Origin of the sequence: Desulfoluna spongiiphila (assembly GCF_900101345.1) — a bacterium.
Classification (GTDB): Bacteria; Desulfobacterota; Desulfobacteria; order Desulfobacterales; family Desulfolunaceae; genus Desulfoluna; species Desulfoluna spongiiphila.
This window is the reverse complement of record NZ_FMUX01000006.1, coordinates 188,850-209,476: the sequence shown is the minus strand read 5'-3', so window position 1 is coordinate 209,476 and position 20,627 is coordinate 188,850. Positions and strand designations below refer to the sequence as shown.

At 55.9% G+C, this 20,627-nt stretch carries 15 protein-coding genes; 8 read left to right on the top strand and 7 right to left on the bottom strand.

Annotated features, from left to right (window positions below):
- Positions 1-397: 397 nt before the first annotated feature.
- Positions 398-1,321, bottom strand: coding sequence for a transposase (locus BLQ12_RS10470; RefSeq protein ID WP_092210597.1), 924 nt, complete (start codon positions 1,319-1,321; stop codon positions 398-400).
- A gap of 683 nt (positions 1,322-2,004) precedes the next feature.
- On the opposite strand from BLQ12_RS10470, the gene BLQ12_RS10460 reads away from it, so the two are divergent.
- Positions 2,005-3,690, top strand: a complete 1,686-nt coding sequence (locus BLQ12_RS10460) for a sulfatase-like hydrolase/transferase (protein ID WP_217640285.1) — start codon at positions 2,005-2,007, stop codon at positions 3,688-3,690.
- 161 nt (positions 3,691-3,851) lie between these two features.
- Here the strand turns inward: BLQ12_RS10460 and BLQ12_RS10455 are convergent, their stop codons facing one another.
- Positions 3,852-4,253 (bottom strand): ribosomal maturation YjgA family protein, encoded by a 402-nt coding sequence (locus tag BLQ12_RS10455; RefSeq protein WP_217640284.1) that lies wholly within the window; start codon positions 4,251-4,253, stop codon positions 3,852-3,854.
- Between the two features lie 790 nt (positions 4,254-5,043).
- Here BLQ12_RS10455 and BLQ12_RS10450 point away from each other — a divergent pair.
- The 6 genes from BLQ12_RS10450 (at position 5,044) to BLQ12_RS10425 (ending at position 10,178) form a co-directional block, all read left to right on the top strand.
- Entirely contained in the window at positions 5,044-5,289 is a 246-nt protein-coding gene (locus BLQ12_RS10450) for a hypothetical protein (protein WP_092210595.1), read from the top strand.
- 208 nt (positions 5,290-5,497) lie between these two features.
- Entirely contained in the window at positions 5,498-5,785 is a 288-nt protein-coding gene (locus tag BLQ12_RS10445; RefSeq protein ID WP_092210594.1) for a hypothetical protein, read from the top strand.
- A gap of 927 nt (positions 5,786-6,712) precedes the next feature.
- Positions 6,713-7,840, top strand: a complete 1,128-nt coding sequence (locus BLQ12_RS10440; RefSeq protein WP_092210593.1) for an ABC transporter ATP-binding protein — start codon at positions 6,713-6,715, stop codon at positions 7,838-7,840.
- A gap of 9 nt (positions 7,841-7,849) precedes the next feature.
- A complete protein-coding gene (locus BLQ12_RS10435; protein ID WP_092210592.1) occupies positions 7,850-8,506 on the top strand; it encodes an ABC transporter permease in 657 nt (218 codons plus the stop codon).
- A gap of 6 nt (positions 8,507-8,512) precedes the next feature.
- On the top strand, positions 8,513-9,244 hold the full coding sequence (locus tag BLQ12_RS10430) for an ABC transporter permease (RefSeq protein ID WP_092210591.1): 732 nt from the start codon (positions 8,513-8,515) through the stop codon (positions 9,242-9,244).
- A gap of 22 nt (positions 9,245-9,266) precedes the next feature.
- Positions 9,267-10,178, top strand: a complete 912-nt coding sequence (locus tag BLQ12_RS10425) for a glycine betaine ABC transporter substrate-binding protein (RefSeq protein ID WP_092210590.1) — start codon at positions 9,267-9,269, stop codon at positions 10,176-10,178.
- Between the two features lie 139 nt (positions 10,179-10,317).
- On the opposite strand, the gene BLQ12_RS10420 is transcribed toward BLQ12_RS10425, so the two are convergent.
- Entirely contained in the window at positions 10,318-11,019 is a 702-nt protein-coding gene (locus BLQ12_RS10420; protein WP_092210589.1) for an NYN domain-containing protein, read from the bottom strand.
- 361 nt (positions 11,020-11,380) lie between these two features.
- On the opposite strand from BLQ12_RS10420, the gene BLQ12_RS10415 reads away from it, so the two are divergent.
- Entirely contained in the window at positions 11,381-12,214 is an 834-nt protein-coding gene (locus BLQ12_RS10415; protein ID WP_092210588.1) for a sulfite exporter TauE/SafE family protein, read from the top strand.
- A 302-nt stretch (positions 12,215-12,516) separates the two neighbouring features.
- Here BLQ12_RS10415 and BLQ12_RS10410 read toward each other — a convergent pair whose 3' ends face one another.
- From BLQ12_RS10410 to BLQ12_RS10395, 4 genes are all read right to left on the bottom strand, one after another.
- Positions 12,517-13,389, bottom strand: a complete 873-nt coding sequence (locus tag BLQ12_RS10410; protein WP_092210587.1) for a methylenetetrahydrofolate reductase — start codon at positions 13,387-13,389, stop codon at positions 12,517-12,519.
- 479 nt (positions 13,390-13,868) lie between these two features.
- Complete coding sequence (locus BLQ12_RS10405; protein ID WP_175469639.1) at positions 13,869-15,587, bottom strand: methyl-accepting chemotaxis protein; 1,719 nt, start codon at positions 15,585-15,587, stop codon at positions 13,869-13,871.
- Between the two features lie 87 nt (positions 15,588-15,674).
- On the bottom strand, positions 15,675-17,783 hold the full coding sequence (locus BLQ12_RS10400) for a putative bifunctional diguanylate cyclase/phosphodiesterase (protein ID WP_092210585.1): 2,109 nt from the start codon (positions 17,781-17,783) through the stop codon (positions 15,675-15,677).
- Position 17,784: 1 nt separating this feature from the next.
- Positions 17,785-20,361 (bottom strand): response regulator, encoded by a 2,577-nt coding sequence (locus tag BLQ12_RS10395; protein WP_092210584.1) that lies wholly within the window; start codon positions 20,359-20,361, stop codon positions 17,785-17,787.
- Between the last annotated feature and the right edge of the window lie 266 nt (positions 20,362-20,627).

Sequence of the window (20,627 nt, the reverse complement as noted above, 5' to 3'; positions counted from 1 at the left end):
AGAAAAAATGATTTAATGCCCAAACAAAACAACCCAACACCACGTAAAGCCGGCACCGCCCCACGCACTTACTTTTCCACTTTAAAGCTCATTTACAATACAGCCCGGACCTGTCTCAGGAGGGGCTGATACAGCCAAATCTGTATCAAAGCAAACGAAACACGTTCCCAAGAAGGGACAGGCTCTTTCTGTTTGCCAGAACACGCACCTCACCAGAAAAGATGCCACCAGGCGTACACAACTAATTTTTAGGAATTATTTTACAGGCAAGGATGCAGCAGAATAAATACAGGTAATAAAACACATGAACCAACGCTACGAAAACATACATAGGGACGCACGTCACCCCCGCATCCCAGAATTTCACCTGACATCTCACAAACCACTATCGCTTTTTTCAGGCATTTGCCAGTCGTCTCAAAGAGTACATACCGTCAAAGCCCTTGACACGTTTGGGAATTTTATCCCGAGATGATCGGCATTTCGCCTTAAACCCGCCATAGGTCGTTTCGACAAAGGCCCGAGAGCCAATAATTCCGGAATCCGTAAAGTATCGGGACCGTTGTCTGAGCAGCGTTATTCGAGACACCTCGAACCCTTGGGAACGCTCCTCGTCCAGAACTGTTTCAGGTATGCTTGCCTTGCCCTTCTTCTCTATCGCACCCGCATGGTATAAAAATTCCCGATAATTTCGAAGACGCGCCCCGTGATCCGAACAGGTATCCGGCAGCCCAAAATCCAGTGAAAGAAAGCCGTCTCTGTTACCATTTTGAACATGATACCCCATGGAGCACCAGCGATAGTCCTCCGGCCGCGCAACGATCCCGGCACGCACCGCATTGAGATCTATGTATGCGAGGCAATGTATCAGGGTCCCTCCATGCTGGACAATCACACTTTTAAAGCGCTCACCCCAGAGGGTTCCCTTTCGCTTTTTCCGCTTGTTGAAGAAACAGGAAAACGTTTGCTTGATATCTTTCACGTAGGCGGAAAGGCTGCAAAAACGATCACGGTAATCATCCAGTAAACCTTCCGGAAACTCTGTTCCCGCCCCGTAAAGAAGGCTGAATCGCCGCCGGACGTCCTCATCCGAAACCAAATCGCACGGGCTCACCTCCACGAGAAGATGAAAATGATTTCCCATCACGGCAAACCCATGCACATCGACGGCGTAAACGGATGAAAAGCGACGAATAATACGCATCAACTCATCCTTTTCCACCTCTCCGAACGGCAATCCGTCCAAGGCAGTCCGGCTGATCACATGGTATGCTGCTTTTTGTCCTGAATCCGTGACAACCATACGGGGAACACGTGGCATAGCACTTTCCTCCCAGGCTCTGTGTGACAGAATGTCATGATGTGTTTTACATGAACAGATTTACAATGGATATTGATATGTTAGTATATTTCACCGACTATCTCACAGGTGAATACAGATCGTCCAGAATAAAAAGTGGATAAAGAGCCTGTCCCCACCAAATCCCAAAAAGGGTTTTGATTTCCGGCGTGATATGGTAGCCTGTATCTGTTTAATTACAAGACGTTGTCGCACAACATGCATCCGACACCGAACGCACGTCAGCCACCTTTTACACCCCCACCATCAACTCACGACCACTTCTTCATGCCACGACAACCTCGTCTCCGCAGTTCGCAGTTAGCGAATTCGGTCCGGATCATACCGCAGCAATAGCAATCGCTTTCTAAAAACCGTTTCAAAATCAAAAAATCGCACCAACGATCACACAAGGTTGACATCCCAGCTTTTCATATCATCCATAGCCCGGATCGCCGGGAGGGATAGAAAATCACTCAGAAAACCGTGAATTACGTTTTGCATTTTTGGAATGCCTGATTTTTTCGACATACTGAACCCCAACAGCACCTCAATGTGTTTATCAGGCCGTTTTCTCATGAAATATCCAGGCCAAGCCATTCACTATGTTCTGCAGTGAGTCATTAACCGTATTCCATCCTTTATTAATTTACAGGAGAAAGGCCATGAACAGATTCATGATCGTGACGATTGCCATCCTCATGTCGTGTCTTATTGCCGGGGTGGCTTCTGCTGGATCGAAAAAAGGGAAAAAAATCATCCACGACGCGGAATATGCCATTCTGGAAGCACAAAACGGGGAACAATGGGCCGAAGACGACAAGGCCATTGAGAAAAAACTTGCAGACCTCCGCAAAAAAAACGGCGGCAAGCCGCCCAATATCGTTTACATCCTGCTTGATGATGTGGGCTTTGGCGAAATCGGCATGGATGAACTCAGTGTCATTCGCGGGTACAAAACGCCCCATATGTCAAAGCTGGCAAAGGAAGGGATGAGCCTCCAGAGAATGTACACAGAACCTTCCTGTACCCCGACTCGCGTCGCCATGATGACCGGTCGCTACCCCACACGGACCGGGACTACCGAGGCCAAGGCCACCCTTGCAGGGGATGGATTGAACGCCGAAGAAGTAACCATTGCTGAAGTATTAAAGGATGCGGGGTATTTCACCTCCCATGTGGGCAAATGGCACTTGGGTGATATCGAGCAGGCATACGCCAGCAACCAGGGGTTCATGCATGCCGAATTTCCCATCCATCAACAGGGACAGCTCGCCATTATGGGCAGGGAGATGGAAACGGCCGATATTATCCGCGGCGTTGACCCAAGCAGGCAGAAGCAGACGTTTACTCTGGACAAGCAGTTTGTCCCGGACCCTGCCCACATGGTAACCGGTGTGGAACTGCGAAATGGGAAACTCTATGAAGTCGAAATGAAACCCGGTGAAGCCTGGACCCAGAAAAAATACCGCGAGATGAACGAGCGCTACCAGAAACATGCCTTGTCCCAACTTCGCACCCTGGCCAGGCAGGACAAGCCCTTTTTCCTTAATTACTGGCCCCTCTTCCCCCTTTCATTTGTTCAGGAGTTTCGAAGCGAATACAACACCCTCAACGGCGGCACCATGGCGGACATCCTTGTGGAGGTCGATGAGTGGATCGGCGACATTGTCCGCGAAGTGGATACCCTGGGTATTGCCGAAAATACCGTCATCATCGTCATGGGCGACAACGGGCCCTTCCTCCAGTACCAGGGCCCCACCGGACAGAGTGACCGTATCTATCGCGGCGGAAAAACCGACCATCTGGAAGGGGGCGTACGCGTAAATGCCTGGGCCAAATGGAAAGGGGTGATTGAAGCAGGAAGTTTTGCCGAAGACATTATCCATGTCAGCGACCTGTTTACGACATTTGCCCGCCTGGGCAATGCCATGGAAGGCGTGCCAAGGGACAGGGTCATCGATGGGGTGGACCAGAGCGGGGTGTTGCTGTTGGGTGAAAGCCACGGTCGACGTGACTACGTCCACATTTATGAAGGCCCCGTGTTGAAATCGGTGGTTAAGAACAAGTACAAAATGCACATCCCCAACCCGGGAGATAATCCCATCAGAGCCAATATTTTCGATCTTTATCGTGATTCACGGGAGCAGAATCCCATTGATGCCATTAAATACGGCCCATGGGCAGGTGGCCAGTTCGCCGGCATGGTTAAGCGCCACATGGCCTTTAAACAAAAGTACCCGGACAGGCCCCCCGTTTTTGACATTCCATACAAAGGGATTGAAAACTTAAGGCCCGAGAGCAAAAAAATCGTCGAAATATTTATGCTGGGGCTGCCCCAGAAAAAATAGCTCCCCCAGTTATCCCTGCCTGCCACAAACACCCCTTGTTTGTGGCAGGCTTCTTCCCCATGGGACATGGGTATAGCCAGGCCGATCAGTCCCCTTTCTGCCGGTTTTGCTGTCGACGACAACAAGGCCTGGCAAAGACGCCACATGAAGTGCCAACGAATCTACGGGCGGTTCAAGTTTGAACCGGTATGACGCACCACCCCCACCACCTCAGGAATCATCAACACCCCTGCCCCCACCGTATAAGCAAACAAATCCATCACATCAAATGTCGACCCGATGACAACCCGCGCCACCTTGCAATCCTGAAGGCCGAGTACAGCCACCAGGTTCATGTACTGGCCCACCTCCACGGCCCAGGCAAAGAGCAGCACCCCGGCAACCAGTTTCGCCTTACCGCACACCAGAAACGCCCGGAAAAACAGATAGAGAAGAACCACCACCAGTACATCGCCCACAAAGGGACGTATAAAGGTATCCCGGACAAACAGGGCAATGAAAAGCTCTACCAGAAACACGCCTGCAAACATGAAAAAACAGGGCACGTCAAATCTCAATTTCACATCCATTTCTGCCACACCATCCTCACCACATGCCCTCTGCATGCTGTCCACATCCAAAAACAGGCACAAGCCACGTCTAACACGGTGCCTTGCATACAGCGCCAACCGCCACCGTCATGTACCATACCGATTGATTCGCGTCACCTCGTAAGACACATAACCATGGTCACGGGAAAAAAGGGGCGCCGGGCCCGGTCTGTCCCTAACGAAACCGAAACAATTAACCACTGGATTTATCAGATAAAAACTATTGACATGGTGAATCGTTGAAATTATGGTGGGGTGTAATAACTAGTTATTGGCTGCATGAAGTCGACCCGACAGGATGTCGGCAAACATCCTGTCAGGCCTAACCAGTACAACCTTTACCGGAGGTCGTCATGGCTAAACGATTTTTTACCCCACCCCCAACTCCATTTCAAGTCGATTTATCCTCAACCCGCGGAACCCCGCTCTCCCTTAACCTGCTCTACTGTCGCTGCAAATGCCCCACAACCACCGGCGTTCCTGATCAACGGGCGAAATGAGGCCCCGACGGGAATTCTGCACGCCTTGGGACTGCTTCGGCATGGACGCCACACCGTCCACGGCCTGTCCGAAGGGGTGTTTTTCCTCTTTTCAGGTGCCAGAGCGAGGCCGGACTTTTCCCTGAACAGGTAGGCCTCCCCCCAAAAAAAAATTTTCTTACTCGTGATGGGTTGCCTTATTATTATACAGGCAAATCAGCGAAACACCCGTGGTGCGCACTTTTCTATGGTGCCTGTGCCTTAGGACTCAGACATAAAAATAAATGCGCAAAAAACCGCTGGGTTTCAAGGTGGCTCACCTTGCCGCCGACAACCAAGTTAAAGATGCCTCCGGCGGCCCTGCCGGGGGCCAAACGTTTGAAAAGTTTGACCAACAGGCTTGGGCTGATTTTATGAAAATCTTCGAGGATGCTATCACCTCGAGGAACGAGTGGATAAAAGCATTCGCAACCTGGGATCCGGGGGATCATCCTCTGGCCTCCGGAGGCAGGCTTTTCCATGCACGTTGATCATATAAGGCATCGTTTTTGTATGGTTTCTTCTTGCCCCGTCCCTTACGGGAAAAACGAGCAGAAAACCGTGACGTACATTTTGCATTTTCGAAATATCAGGGCTATCGGTGCCTTCACACCATGGCCACTGCCGTTTCGTCGTAACGATCACGTGCGGACCGGCTCTGCTTACCACGAACTGTCCACCACACATAAGGAGCTCCCCATGCCCTCACCCACACCCCAGCCCGTGCCCGGGATGTTCTCAGGGTGCGAGATCTCTGAACTCTGTAACGCCATCAAAGACACTCACCGCCTCCTGCACTCCGTGGCACGATTCTATACGGAACTCTGCCACACCGAATCCCCAGGCGGAAACGGACTTCAAATCGATTTTAAAAAATGGGGGATCCGGACCATCACAGAGGATCTCCTGGCCCGGCAGCACGAATCCATTAATCGAATCACCGAAATTTACAGGGAAGAACGAGAAAAAATGATGAATAGAGGCTGACCCTTGCCTCTTGAGGCCCGCCGCACCATGGGAGCCCTTATCCCCGGTGCGGACCGGGCGGCTTTTCGGGATTGCGCCGCCCGATACCGGGTGCCGGACTCCACGATATCCTCCCGGAAGTAGTAACCTGCCTTAGCCCGGATATTTCACGAGTCGAGTGCACCCATATTCAAGGCATCAGAGCTGCAGATGTAGTGGTTTACCTCAAAGCTCTGATAACGCAGAAGATGGGTGCACTCGGCTCGCCCGAAGGGTGAGAAAATCAACCAGCAAACGTCGATTTACATTTTGCATTTTTAAAATAGCTGACATTTTGATTGTAACCACCTTAAATCATTCCTTTTTCATTTTGGTTGGTTGTTTTCTCATGAAATATGCGGGTTAGGCCGGATTCACCGGGAAGCCCGATCCATCAGATGAATCGAAAATCATCAAACGTCTCCGGGGTGCAGGGGAAAACAGCAGGATAAAAGACTCAATAAAAAGCAAAAACACGGATAGGCAATGACACACGTCATACGTCATAGCTCCCCCCACCCGTGGAAGAGACGGAGCCATACCCATGTGAGTTAAGGCCGTTGCGTAAAAAAATGCCCTGCGAAATCACACCGACAGGAACCGCAGGGGCCACCATGCATTGAACCCAAACCATTTTGGCCCACCTGTTCCCTGTGGAATCATAAAAAAGCTTCGAACTAAATATATATTCTTCGCTCCCGCCAACTCAAAAAGCGGCTAATATTATTCCTTTTTTTCAAGGCAAACGCCCGTGAAATGAAAATTATCCTATTGTGTTCAATAGATTCTATGTGGTATGAAATGCTTCCATGATCTATTGAGTTAAAAATAAATTTCGGAAACCATTCCCTCAAAAGACACGTCGCTTAGGCGAATCACCACGATTTGTTTTAACGCCGCAGGAACCAGATGATTGAATATAGAAATGTAAGAAAAGTATACGGAAACGGCCAGGACGCCGTCCCTGCCGTTCGGGACATCAGTTTGCAGATCAAGCCGGGAGAGGTTGTGGTCTTTCTGGGGCCCTCCGGGTGTGGCAAGACCACCTTGCTTCGCATGACCAACAAGCTGGAGGATATCTCCGGCGGGGACATCCTGGTAGACGGCCGCAGCATACGGGAGCTCAACCCCGTTCAGCTCAGGCGCAGCATGGGATACGTGATCCAGCAGATCGGCCTGTTCCCCAACAAGACCATCTATGAAAACATCGCCATGATCCCCCGGGTACTCAAGTGGGACAAATCGAAAATCGACGACCGGGTGGCCCACCTCTTAAAAATAGTCAAGCTCGACCCGGAGACCTACAGCGACAGATACCCCGCCGAACTCTCCGGCGGTCAGCAGCAGCGTGTGGGCGTGGCCCGCGCCCTGGCCGCAGACCCGGACATCCTCCTGATGGACGAGCCCTTCGGGGCCATCGACCCCATCAACCGGGACCAGATCCAGGATGAATTCATGCGGCTCCAGGCCCGCCTGAAAAAGACCATCGTCTTTGTCTCCCACGACATCCACGAAGCCATCAAGATGGCGGACCGCATCGCCATCTTCCGGGGCGGCCAGCTGGTGCAGTTCGACACCCCGGAGATGATCCTGACCCAGCCCAAAAACAAATTTGTCTCAGACTTTGTGGGAGCCGACCGCGCCCTGAAAGTTCTGGGCCTCATCCGGGCCCGGGACGCCATGAACACGTCCCCAAAAAATGTCATACCGGCCGAGATGAAGAGCCCGGAGGCCCTGGATCGCCTCATGGAGAAGAACCGAAAGGTGGGCATCGTCGTGGAAAACGGCAAGCCCGTAGGCTACGTGACACCGAAGCTGCTGAAATTCGAGACCGGACCGGTCACCGACGCGGCCGAACCCTTCCAGATCTTTGTGGAAGACGACGAACCGCTTCGGGAGGTCCTCTCCTCCATGCTCATGGACAGCATGGACTTTTACTGCGTGGTGGACGACAACGGCCACTTCAAGGGGACCATCACCTACCAGAACATCCAGGACAAGATCATGGAATTCTATGAAGACGACACCAATGAGTAGGGGGCCCCAGTGAGCATCATAGGATTTATCCAACAAAATCTGGACCAGGCCCTGACCTTGAGCCTGGAGCACCTCTTCCTGGTGTTTCTCTCCCTGTGCATCGCCATGGTCACCGGCATCCCCACGGGCATCGCCATCACCAAAAACGATGCCCTGGCCAAAAAGGTCCTCGAGGTGGCCAACATCCTGATGACCGTGCCCTCCATCGCCCTGTTCGGTATCATGCTTCCGATCCTGGCCCCTTACGGGCTGGGCCTGGGCAAGGTGCCGGCGGTGGTGGCCCTGGTTCTCTACAGCGAGCTGCCCATCATCCGAAACACCTACACCGCCATCAGGAATGTGGATTCAAGCCTTGTGGACGCAGGAAAAGGCATGGGCCTCACCCGCTGGCAGCTCCTCAAAGAGGTGGAGATTCCCCTGGCCGTGCCCGTTATCCTGGCCGGACTGCGCACCGCAGCCGTCATGAACATCGGCATCGCCGCCATCGCCGCCTACATCGGAGCAGGGGGCCTGGGGGTCTTTATCCAGCAGGGCATCTCCCGATCCTATGAAGAGATGATCATCACAGGCGCACTGGGCGTGTCCATCCTTGCCATCCTGGTTGATTCCGGCATGGCCCTCATCGAGCGCCGGCTCACATCCAAGGGCCTTAAAATCGAGGCATAAGCAGTCATGACTCTGGTAACAAAGATCTATCGTTTTGCACTTTTAGGCATCCTCTTTTTCTGCGGGGTCAAGGCCCAGCAGATCGGGCTCATGGAGTACCTTTCCGATCCCTTTGAGATGGAATATGTCATGGAGCTGGTCCGCCAGCACCTGGTGCTCGTGGGCAGCAGCATGCTCATGGCCACCGTCATCGGACTGGGCGCGGGCATCCTGCTCACCCGTGATCGCATGAAAAAACACACAGCCACGGTGATGTACATCCTGAGCCTGGGGCAAACCATCCCGTCCCTGGCCGTCATTGCCATCTCCCTGAGCTTTCTGGGCATCGGCACCAAACCGGCGATTTTCGCCCTCACCATCTACTCCATCCTGCCCATAGCCAGAAACACCCTGGCAGGGATCCAGGCCGTCCCCCCCGGCATCACCGATGCCGCCCGGGGCATCGGCCTCACGCCCTTTCAAATCCTTCTGGCGGTGGAGCTTCCCAACGCCGCCTCGGTGATCCTCACGGGCTTCAGGATTGCCCTGGTCATCAACGTGGGCAGCGCCCCCTTGGGATTTCTGGTGGGTGCCGGGGGCTTGGGCGACCTCATTTTTACCGGCATCGACATGATGATGCCCGTCAAACTCTTGGCCGGAGCCATCCCCACCACCCTGCTGGCCCTCGTGGGCGACTACGCCTGCGAACTGCTGGGACGCATGGTGATCCCCAAGGGGCTCAGGCTTCAAAACAGTTAAACACCCAACACAGGAGACACCCATGCAGATAGCCAAACGCGCATTTTTACGACTGGCCCTTGCGGCCTGCCTTACCCTGGCCTTCACCACCCAGGCCATGGCCGCAAAAGAGATCGTCTTAGGCGGAAAGAACTACACCGAGCAGTACCTGCTCACAGAGCTTGCCAAGCAGATCCTTGAAAGCAAGGGATTTCAGGTCACCGTCAAAAACGGAGTGAGCACCTCCATTGCCCGCCAGTCCCTGGAAAACGGCCTCACCGATCTCTACTTCGAGTACACGGGCACCGCCTACACCGTCTACCACAAGGGCACAGACCCTGAAGTGATCAACAACTCCCAGAAGTCCTATGACTACTGCAAGACAAAGGACGCCGAAAAAGGGTTGATCTGGCTTAAAAAAACGTCCTTCAACAACACCTACACCCTCATGATGCGGGCCGACGAGGCTGCCGCGGCCAACATCAAGACCATCTCCGACTTAGGGGACCGATACAAAAAAGATTCCAAGGCCTACACCCTGGCCGTGGGCACCGAATTCTGGGAGCGCCCGGACGGCATCAAAAAAATGATGAAAGTCTACGGTTTCAGGATTTCCGGATCCCGCATCAAAAAGATGGACGTGGGCATCACCTACCTTGCCCTTAAAAACAAGCAGGTGGACGTGGCCATGGGGTACTCCACGGACGGCCGCATCTCCGCCTTCAACCTCATCAACCTGGACGACGACATGCACTTCTTCCCCGTCTACAACCCGGCCCCGGTGGTTCGCAAGGACGTACTCACCAAGTACCCCGAAATCGAAACCCTGCTGGCCCCCCTGACGGATAAACTCACCGCCGACCAGATGCAAACCTTGAACGCGAAGGTCGACGTGGACCACCAGAGCGTCACCGACACCGCCTCAGCCTGGCTCAAAGCCAACAACCTGCTGTAGAAAAGGGGCTTCGGCCCTCAGACCTGTTGAACGCAAAAAAGCCCGGTGCGGCTTGGAAGCCACCGGGCTTTTTTTGCATCCTCATTTCGTCGCAACGCCTTTCTATTCTATCCGTTATTCCGGGGGTCTCAGGACTCCCCTATTTTTTTCGATTGTCCCTCACCTCGAAGGACTTCTTTTTGTCCCGCCTCAGGTCAAAAAGCCCGATGGCCTCCATCAGGTCGCTCAACCGCGCATAGCCATAGTTCCTGGGGTCAAAGGAGGCATGGTTGCTGATATGGGAGCCGACCTTGGAGAGGCTTGCCCAGCCGTCACCGTTCTCCGAGCCGGAAATGGCATCCCGGAGCAGGTTCATCAGTTTGGCGTCCCCCCGCAGCTCTTTGGCATCGACCCGGGTTGTTTTCACCGCCACCTCATCATCCACATAGAGAAAGGTGGAACACGCATTGATAAACACGGGTGGTGTTTTCCTCTCCCCGAACCCGATCACCGATTTTCCCTCGGAGATAATCCGCGTGGCAAGGGGCGTAAAATCACAATCAGAGGTCACAATGCAGAAGGTGTCCACCTGCTTGGTGTAGAGAATGTCCATGGCATCAATGGCAATGGCGATATCCGTGGCGTTCTTCCCCTTGGTGAGGTCGTACTGCTGGAAAGGCTGGATGGCATGGTCCTGAAGCACCGCCTCCCATCCCTTGAGGTTCCCTGTGGTCCAATTGCCGTAGGCCCGCCGGATGTTGACCTTCCCGTGCCGCGCAAGCTCCGAAAAAATCTTCTGAATGGACTTGGCCGGTGAATTGTCCGCGTCAATGAGCAGGGCAATGTTCTTTGTATCTGTCAAAATGGGCCCCCAATGAGTGGGTTAACGAATTCTATTCAACACCAAAGACCGCGAATGTTATTCCCGGCATGATGCTTACCGAAAGCAGTCTACCACAAGGAAAGGGACAGGTGGTGTGCAAAACGCCGGAAGATGCGGGTGCCTCACCCAACGCAAAGGAGAGCTTCCGGTGAATCAGGCCCATCCCCTCACGCACGGACTTGCCATTGGAGTTCCTCACAAACTTTCCTATCAGACAAAACCATTATGTTTACATATATCTTACACTCATATAAAAAGATATTGAAACACAACAAGCAGCCAAAAGCCCCATGCATTTCAACACCATTGTCTTCCACCATGACGACAAATAAGGAGATTCATGATGTCGGGCAGATCTTTTTCCTCTGCGTTTGATTTCCGGTTGGCGATCCTCGGTTTTCTTGTGGCCCTTTTCAGTGCGGGCATCGGCATCGGCGGGGGCACGCTCCTGGTATCCATCCTTATGGCCGCTTTCGGCTTTGAGTTTAAAAAGGCCGCAAGCACATCCCTGGCGACCATCATCCCCATCAGCTTCGTGGGTGCCGTCAACCACGTCGCCCTGCTTCCTGCGGCCCCTTCCCTTCGGCTTTACCTTCTCTTCATCCCGGCGTGCGTTCTTGGAACGCTGCTGGGCGGAAACATTGTGCGGGAGCATCGCACGGGCTGGCTGAAACTTGCCTTTGCCCTCTTCCTGCTTGTGGTAAGCTTGAGAATGCTGAAGATTTTCGACGTTCCCCTTCTGCTCTACAGTGGGATTCATACCCTTTTGCTGACACACGAGTCACTTCTTATCATCCCCGTCGGGATCCTCATCGGCATGATCGCCGTGCTCCTGGGAATCGGCTGCGGATTGCTCATCGTCCCCTTTTACGTCATCGTGATAAAACTCGATATGCACCAGGCCATCACCCTCTCGTTAACCACCATGTTCTTTCTCTCTGTTTCAGCCACCCTCATCCACAACAAGCTCAATACCTTTGACAAAACACCCATGAAAAGCCTGTTCGGACCAGCCCTGGCCGGAGCGGTGGCAGGCGCCATCATCTCAAGCCACCTTCCGGCATTCATCCTCAAGCAGCTTTTCGGTGGTTTTCTCTTTCTTATCTCCTGCAACTTCATCATTCAGGAGCTGAAAAGCTACCGTTCAAAGGCCAAAACGCCCCAATCCCTGTAGGATGAGACCATTCGCAAGCTGCTTTCAAGGAGGCAGACCTTGCCTGCAGAGTTCTTCCGGTCAAAGCCAAACGAACCAGAAAAACCCCGAATGGTATTCCTGAAAACAATGACATGGGCATCTGCAGCAGAGACGGTTGCCGGACGTCGCACGTCACGCGAATGCCCCGAGAACGACTGCACAGTGGTTGCCTCCATGCATTCGCCATCGGGTTTCAAGGTCCCCCCACCTTGCCGCCGGAGGCTTTTCCCATGCGCTTTGCACATAAAACGTACACTTCCGCAACCACCCCGACCTGAGCCCTAAATCAGCTTTTCATCCCGCAACCGCTTCACCACCTCCGTGGTCGAGAAGGTGCGGTCCATGGTGTAAAGGTGGATGCCGGGGGCACCGGCCTTGAGGAGGCCCCGGCACTGATCCGTAGCAAAGTCGATGCCCATGGCAAGGACGGCCTCTTTGTCGTCGGGATCCACGGTGGTAAGGCGGGTTTCCAGCTCTGGGGTGATGGTGGTTCCGCAGACCTTGGCGAGGATACGGGCCATCTTAACGCTGTAGACGGGCATGATGCCGGGAATGATGGGGACGGTGATGCCTGCGGCGCGGCACCGGTCCACGTAATCCGCGTAGTAGGCATTGTCGTAAAAATTCTGGGCCACCACGTACTCAGCACCGTTGTCCACCTTGGCTTTGAGGTACTCGATGTCTTTTGAAAGGCTTTCGGCCTCCTGATGGCCTTCCGGGTACCCGGCGCAGCCCAGGGTAAAGTCGTAGTGTTTTTTGATAAAGGCAATGAGGTCCGAGGCGTAGGAAAAGCTGTCGGGGTGTGGGGTGAACCCGTCCTGTCTGGGCTTGTCCCCACGGATGACAAAGAGGGTCTCGATGCCCATGTCCCGGTAGCGGTCCAGGACCTCGGTGATCTCGGAAGGCGCCATGCCGTAGCCGGCAAGGTAGGCCACGGTAGGAATGGACTTGTCCAGCATGGTCCGGACGGTCTGGTAGGATCCGTCCCGGTTGGAGCCCCCTGCCCCGAAGGTCACAGACATGTAATCGGGGGCCATGGAGAAGAGGTCATCCACGACGGCGCCGAATCCTTCTTCGGCTTTTTCGGTTCGTGGCGGGAAAAACTCCATGGAAAGGACGGGGGACGGGCTCTCGTAGAGGTGGGTGACGCGCATGGAATGGGCTCCTGGTGCAGGTAAATGGTAAGGGACAGTACATTAGCGAACCATACAAAAGCATGCCCTCTATGGTTAAAGATACCTCCGGCGGCAAGGTGAGCCACCTTGAAAGCAGGTTGCGAATGCGCTTTCCATCCAGGGCACATGGCTAAAAGCGTTCCAGACAACTGCTTGCCAAACGTTTCAAGAGCTTTATAAACAGGCAAAAAAACGCTGACCGTCGAGACGCTGCCGACAGACATCATTTACTGTGATACGAAATTTACTAATGACGCACAAGTAAGAATAAAAAAGAAATTTCAGGAGGCAGACTATAGGGGACGGATTCGCCGGGGAATGGAAAAAATGAATGGTGGCGGGATTGCTTCGCACGGTCAGTTCAAGGGCGCCGCACCGGAGTGCGGCGCTCCACATATATGGCATGGCTCCGGCGAATGTGACCGCCCTTGTGACGATCACATTCGGGAACCAGGCTGTCAGACCGAGAACCGTGCAGCCGTATCGCTGAGCTGGGCAGCCATGGCGTTCAGGCCATCGGCGCTCTGTCGGATCCGGTCGCTGCCCCCGGACATCTCACCGGCATCGGCGTTGACCAGAGAGATGTCCCGGGCAATCTCTTCGGCCACGGTGGAACTTTGGCTGACGTTGTCGTTCACTTCCCGGATGCCTTCGGTGGTCTGCTGGACATTGGCGGCTATTTCGCTGGTGGAGGCGGACTGCTGCTCCACGGCGGCGGCAATGGTGGCGACGATCTCATTCACCCCGTCGATGACCGAGGAAATCTCTTCAATCTCAGTGCTGGTGGCCGAAGCCGTCCCCTGCATCTCTTCGATGCGGGACCGAATGTCCAGGGTCGCCCCTGCGGTCTGGTTGGCCAGCTCCTTGATCTCGCTTGCCACCACGGCAAAGCCCTTGCCCGCCTCACCGGCCCGGGCCGCCTCAATGGTGGCGTTGAGGGCCAGCAGGTTTGTCTGCTCCGAGATATCGGTAATGGTCTCGGTGACCTTGCCGATGGCCTCGGCCGCGTTGCCGAGCTCCACCATGCGGGTGGCTGCGTGCCTGGATTTGTCCACGGCCTCGCCGGAGATGCTGCGGGCAGACTCCGTGTGGTCTGCGATGTCGCGGATGGTTGAGGTCATCTCCTCGGTGGCGCTGGCTACCTGGTTTGCATTGGTGGCGGCCTGCTCCATGGCGGCTGCCACGGAGACCATGTTGGCGCTCATCTTTTGGGCCGATGCCGCCACGGTGTTGGATTTTTCAAAGGTGTGCCCCGCGCCCCTGGACATCTGCTCGGAAACGGAGGAAAGATCCGTGGAGGAGGTCAAGAGGGTGCCTGTGCTCTGTTTCATCTCGGAGATCATGGCAGAAAAAGACCCGACCATGGTGTTGAGCACGCCTCCCAGCTGAGAGATCTCATCTTTGCTCCCGTCGCGGAAGGCGACGGCAAGGTTCCCCGTGGCCAGGATGTTCACCTTCTTTGCCATCTCCTTTAAAGGGCTTGCGATGTTTTTGACCACAAAAAGGCTGAAGGCCATGGTAAGCAGAAAAAACGCCGCTGCAATGGCCACCAGGGAGATCACGGCCTTCTGAATCACGGTGCTGCTGAGCATGGCGGAAAATTTTGTCTCATAGGCCTCGATATTATCGAGGTAGACGCCGGTACCGATCCAGTAGTCGGTACCCGAAATCATCTCGGAGTATCCCAGTTTCAGGGTATCTCCTGCTCCGGGCTTGTTCCACATGAACTCAACGAACCCGCCGCCTCGCCTGGCATTGGCGTAGAGCTCACCCACGGACCGGACCCCGTTTTTGTCCACCAGGTGCCCAAGGTCCTTGCCTTCAAGCTGGTGCTTGATGGGGTGCACGGCATTGCGGGTGCCCTTGTAGATAAAGTAGTATCCGGACTTATCCTCTTCAAACCTTACGGGGTAGATCATCCGCCGCATGGCATCGAGCTTTTCCTCCTCCCCGTCAATCCCCTCAAGGGCCTTTGACAGAGTAACCGCAACAGTATGCACCGAGGCCTTGAGCTTATCCTGCTGGGCCCTGTGCAGGATCTCCTTGGCCCCTTCAATGCCTACGTCCCGGGTGACGCCGATATAATGAAGCGCGGTTGCCGACAACGAGAGAAAGGAGACGGATACCATGATAAGAACAATATACATCTGGGTCTTGATCTTGAAACACCGTAACATGAATGGGGGATCCTCCACTGATTGAAGCAAAATATCGTACCAGTCAAAAAAATCGAGTGTACCTTGTCGCATGAACAACTCAGATTTTCAATGGTTGGATGACACGGCACAGAGCCATCCGGCACGGCCGCGTTCCGAACAGGTTGCCCTCTCCAGGGGCATGGGCCGGGAGATGAGGTACCCTTGCGCGTGGGTGCACCCTGCCCGCATCACGGCGTCGAGCTGTGCCGGCTCTTCAATGCCTTCGGCCACCACGGAGACCCCGAGTTTCTGAGAGATAGAAGCGATGGCCGAGATGATGGACAGGCCGTCCTGATCAATGCGTGTGATAAAGGAACGGTCAATTTTTAGGGTGTCGATGCGGTACCGATGCAGGTAGGCAAGGGACGAATAGCCCGTGCCGAAGTCATCGATGGCGATTCGGACCCCTGCCTCCCGGAGCCTGTTGAGGTTGGCCTCGGCCATGGGACGGCCTTCCATGAAATCGGTCTCGGTTATTTCCACCACCAGACGATCCGGAGAGGCCCCGTAACGGCCGAACACCTCCGTAATAAAAGGGCAAAGCTCCGGGTCACCCAGCTGACTCGCCGTCAGGTTGATGTTGAGGATGCGCCCAGGAAAGTCCGCACCCCAGGAGGCCAGGGTCTGGGCAGCGGCTTCCACCACCCAGCGCCTCAGGGCGGTGGAGAGTCCGGCCTCTTCCAGTACGGACAAAAACGCCGCCGGGGCCAGCACGCCTTTTTCCGGGTGGTTCCAGCGGATCAGGGCCTCGAAACGCTCCACAGGGCCTTCCGGCAGGGTCAGGATGGGCTGGTAGTAAAATTCAAACTCGCCCCGCACAAAGGCATCCCTTAATTCACGCTCGATCTCCAGGCGATGCACCGCCTTCTCATGGAGGGTACTGTCAAAGAGGGTGAAACGCCCCCTGCCGGAGGCCTTTGCCTCATACATGGCCAGATCCGCATCCCGGATCACCGTGTCCGGATCTGTGTAACCGGACAAGTCGAAGACCACGCCGATGCTGGCACCGATATGAAGCACCTGGCCGTCGATCTCAAAGGGCGAAGAGGCCGCATCCAGAAGCCGCCGGGAAATTCCCTCCACCTCGGAAGCGTCCCGGGTCTCCCGAAGCAAAACAGCAAACTCGTCACCGCCGATGCGCGCCACGGTGTCCCGGTCCCTCAGGCACTGCGTAAAACGGCGTGAGACAACCTGAAGCAGGGCATCCCCCACGGGATGCCCCAACGAGTCGTTGACGGACTTGAACCGGTCTAGGTCCAGGAGCATCACGCAGCAACGGTTGACCCTGCGGTTCTCTTTCAGAACGCCCTTGAGGCCCTCCACAAAGGCGAGGCGGTTGTCGATACCCGTCAGGGCGTCGTGGTAGGCCTGGTGGGTCAGCCGTTTTTCCGCCAGCTTGCGGTCGGTGATGTCCTCATAAATAAGAAAAATTCCCCCGGACTGGTTCTCCACATCCACCCGACAGCCCGCGATGGAGACGGAAAGGGGGGTTCCGTCCACCCGCATCCGAACCCCCTCTCCCTTGAACCGCCCCCTGGCATCGATGGTTTCCAAAAGGGCCCCGTAGGCCTCAGCTTCAGCCACAGGCACCGTGTTCATGGGCTCTGCCTGCCCTTCGAGATCGCAGGCCCTGTACCCGAAAAGATCGCAAAAGGCCTGGTTGGCCCGGACAATGGCATGGGCCTCATCCAGCAGCAGAATCCCTTGTGGGGAGTGGTCGAACAGCCCGCCCAAAAAACGCCCCTGCCTCAGGGAATCCGCCCGGCTGGTTTTAAGGCTCGCGGCCAGGGCGTCGCGTCCCCTTTTGACCTCCACCTGGGTACGCACCCTGGACTGGACGATCAGAGGGGTCACCGGCTTGTGCAGGTAATCGGCGCAACCCAGACGAAACCCTTTGGTTTCGTCTGCGGCGTCGGTGCAGGCCGTCACCATGATGACGGGAATGTGCCGGGTCGCCTCATGGACCTTGAGCCGTGAGAGCACTTCGTAGCCATCCATCCCGGGCATCATCACGTCAAGGAGAATCAGGTCGGGCCCGCTGCCTTCCTGGGCGATGCCGAGACCCTCTTCCCCGGAGGTGGCCGCCTGGATGATGTAATCCTCCATGAGAATCGTCCCAAGGACGTCGATATTGGACGGGATGTCGTCGATAATCAGAAGGGTCGGTTTCTCCATGTCACTCTCCTGTAATGGCCTTGGGGTACGTGGCCGAGCCCGCCGCAAAAATCTGGGTCAAAAGGCCCTTGGCATCTTTGAAGTTGTATTTCCGAAGGCACGCCACCAGCTGCTCCGCCTGCGCCCGGAATCCGGCATGGCTTAAGGGCTCCAAAAGCGCCTGGGCCTTTGCCCGGGCCATTATGTTCCTCGTTGTGATAAGCGCCTCAAGCTCACGCAGGGATTCCAAAGGCAGCCCACGGTGCGGCTCGGCCCCTTCAGGATGCCCCCCCGTCGAGACAAGGCAATCCCCCTCCCGTGCCAGATCAGCAAGACACCGTTCCAGGGTCGCCACCCCACCCCCGGCCTCCTCGAATTGCCCCCTTTTCACGGCAGTTTCCATGGCAGAAGCGGCCTCGGCCAGCTCACGGCAGTACAGATTGGCGGCGGCACCTTTCAGGGTGTGCAGCAATGCCTGCGCCTCATCCGGGGTCTCACCGGCCAGGGTGTCCGCGATGGTGGCCGGGCTTTTCCCGAAGGCCTCCACAAAGTCCATGACCAGCTCAGCCGCGCGGGTCGGGTCTCCCCCAAGGGCGGCTGCGAGGGCTTCAAATCCAGGCCTTTCATCGGGATTTACGTCCTCTTGGGAAACATCTCGGGCGTCCGCTATCAGCTGCCCTTCGAGGACCCGCAACAGCTCACCGGGGGCCACAGGCTTGGTGAGAAACCCCGAGGCACCGGATGCCATGGCTGCCCTGCGGGTACCGGGGTCGGCATCGGCAGTGAGCATCACCACCGGAAGGTCTCTCAGGCCCTCGGAAGACCGGATGGTCTCCGTGAGTTCGCACCCGTCCATGCCGGGCATCTGCATGTCCGCCAGTACCAGATCAAAGGAATTTTTTCCCAGGAGGTCCAGGGCCTCCTGGCCATTGGCCGTACATCGGACCTGAAAACGGGCCGCCCCGAGAATCTCCTCCGCCACTTTCCGGTTGAAGGGGTTGTCTTCAACCACCAGCACGCGCTGACGGTGCACCGCCTCTCCCGAGGTTTCCGAAGGAGCCTCAGGGGCCGACACAGGGGCCAGGGCCGAGACGATGGCGTTGTAAAGGGCCGACTGCTTCACAGGCTTGACCACATGCCCGGCGATATCGAGCCCCCGGTGCCAGGCTGCGTCCCGGTGGTTCAAGGGAGACAGAAGGATCACCCCGGGACGGTTCCCTTCTTCCATGGCCTGCAGGTGACGGATAAGCAGCGCCCCTTCTCCGGGAGGCAGGGTCACGTCCGCGAGGAGCAGCCGATAGGCGCCTCGGGCCTGGGTGAGGGCCTCGACGGCCTCCCGGACGGACCCTGCCAAATCGTGGGGAAAATCAAAATCATCCAAAAACCCTGAAAGGACCCTCCGTGCGGATCGGTTGTCCTCCACAACAAGGCACCGGGGCTTCATATCGACCCCGTAAAGAAAGGCTTCAGAGCTTTCATACGGCGCATTAAGGGGACAGCTCAGGGTAAACTCGCTGCCGCGGCCCGAGGTGGAGGCGACGGTGAGCGTCCCGTCCATCATGGCCGAGAGTTTGCGACAGATGGCAAGCCCCAGGCCGGTGCCGCCGTGATGGCGGGTGATGGAGCCGTCGGCCTGGGTAAAAGCGTCGAAAAGGGTGGGAAGTACCGCCTCGGGAATGCCTTCCCCGGTATCAAGCACGCAAAGGGACAGGTTTCCGCTCTCCAGGGTCTCCCGATGAAATCGCGCCGTCACCACCACCTCCCCTGCCTCGGTGAACCGGATGGCGTTGGCCGTAAGGTTGGTGATAATCTGGCCCAGGCGCGTGGGATCCCCCACCAGGGTCTGGGGCACGGAGGCGTCGATGTCACAGACCAGCTCCAGGGATTTTTCCTGGGCCTGCTGGCTCAAGGTATCCGTCACCCCTTCCATGAGATCCCGCAGCCGGAAAGGGATGGCCTCCAGCTCCAGCTTCCCCGCTTCCATCTTGGAGTAATCGAGGATCTCGTTGACCATAAGCAATAGGTTCCGGGAGGCTGCGGCGATGATGCGCAGGTTGTCCGGTGCCGTCGGGGAGTCGGGTTGCGCCAGGAGAACATCCGCCATGCCCATGATGGCGTTGATGGGGGTCCGGATCTCATGGCTGATGTTGGCCAGAAACGCCCCCTTTGCCTGGACCGATGCCTCCGCAGCCAAGCGGGCCTGGTTGAGCTCGCCGGTGCGCCTTGCGACCCGGCGCTCCAGCTCGGCCTCACGCACCTCGATGATTCGAAGCATCCAGTTCAAATCCCGCATGAGGGCGATGATCTCATTTTCATCCTCGGTTTCCGGAGGAAGGCGAAACCCAATGTATGTGCCCTGCTTCACCCGTGCGCAGAACCGGCTGATGCGCGTCACCTGGCGCTGGATAAGCCAGCGGAACCCGGGAAGCCAGGGCGCGGCAAGGGGCAGGCCGAAGGCGGTGAGAATCCCGACGGTCAGGGCGTGCTGAAATGCCGGCATGGCGTGGATGGTATTGGCCCGGGCAGCCAGCCACAGTGCCGCAAGGGGCAAAGTGGCGTACACATACAGGATAAGCTTGTATTTCAAGGCCAGTTTCATGTCCGCTCTCTTTCCAATCCGTAACGATTCAACGTATGCCTCCGGCGGCCCTGCCGGGGGCCAAACTTTTGAAAAGTTAGACAAACAGCTTAAAAAAACAGATCCAGTTTAATCTGAACCATAGGCGAATGTGATTTTCCCTGAGGAACGAAGGGGAAAGCGCATTCGCAACCTGGTTTCGAGGTGGCACACCTCGCCGCCGGAGGCATTGCTTTTGTTTTTTCCTGAGCCCTCTTGACCCTGTGATTCATCAGGCCGTAACCATA

Excerpts from the sequence above, each read along its gene's own strand:
- BLQ12_RS10470 (WP_092210597.1), bottom strand. The coding sequence starts at position 1,321 with ATGCCACGTGTTCCCCGTATGGTTGTCACGGATTCAGGACAAAAAGCA.
- BLQ12_RS10460 (WP_217640285.1), top strand. The coding sequence starts at position 2,005 with ATGAACAGATTCATGATCGTGACGATTGCCATCCTCATGTCGTGTCTT.
- BLQ12_RS10450 (WP_092210595.1), top strand. The coding sequence starts at position 5,044 with ATGCGCAAAAAACCGCTGGGTTTCAAGGTGGCTCACCTTGCCGCCGAC.
- BLQ12_RS10445 (WP_092210594.1), top strand. The coding sequence starts at position 5,498 with ATGCCCTCACCCACACCCCAGCCCGTGCCCGGGATGTTCTCAGGGTGC.
- BLQ12_RS10440 (WP_092210593.1), top strand. The coding sequence starts at position 6,713 with ATGATTGAATATAGAAATGTAAGAAAAGTATACGGAAACGGCCAGGAC.
- BLQ12_RS10430 (WP_092210591.1), top strand. The coding sequence starts at position 8,513 with ATGACTCTGGTAACAAAGATCTATCGTTTTGCACTTTTAGGCATCCTC.
- BLQ12_RS10425 (WP_092210590.1), top strand. The coding sequence starts at position 9,267 with ATGCAGATAGCCAAACGCGCATTTTTACGACTGGCCCTTGCGGCCTGC.
- BLQ12_RS10415 (WP_092210588.1), top strand. The coding sequence starts at position 11,381 with ATGATGTCGGGCAGATCTTTTTCCTCTGCGTTTGATTTCCGGTTGGCG.
- BLQ12_RS10410 (WP_092210587.1), bottom strand. The coding sequence starts at position 13,389 with ATGCGCGTCACCCACCTCTACGAGAGCCCGTCCCCCGTCCTTTCCATG.
- BLQ12_RS10405 (WP_175469639.1), bottom strand. The coding sequence starts at position 15,587 with ATGTTACGGTGTTTCAAGATCAAGACCCAGATGTATATTGTTCTTATC.
- BLQ12_RS10400 (WP_092210585.1), bottom strand. The coding sequence starts at position 17,783 with ATGGAGAAACCGACCCTTCTGATTATCGACGACATCCCGTCCAATATC.
- BLQ12_RS10395 (WP_092210584.1), bottom strand. The coding sequence starts at position 20,361 with ATGAAACTGGCCTTGAAATACAAGCTTATCCTGTATGTGTACGCCACT.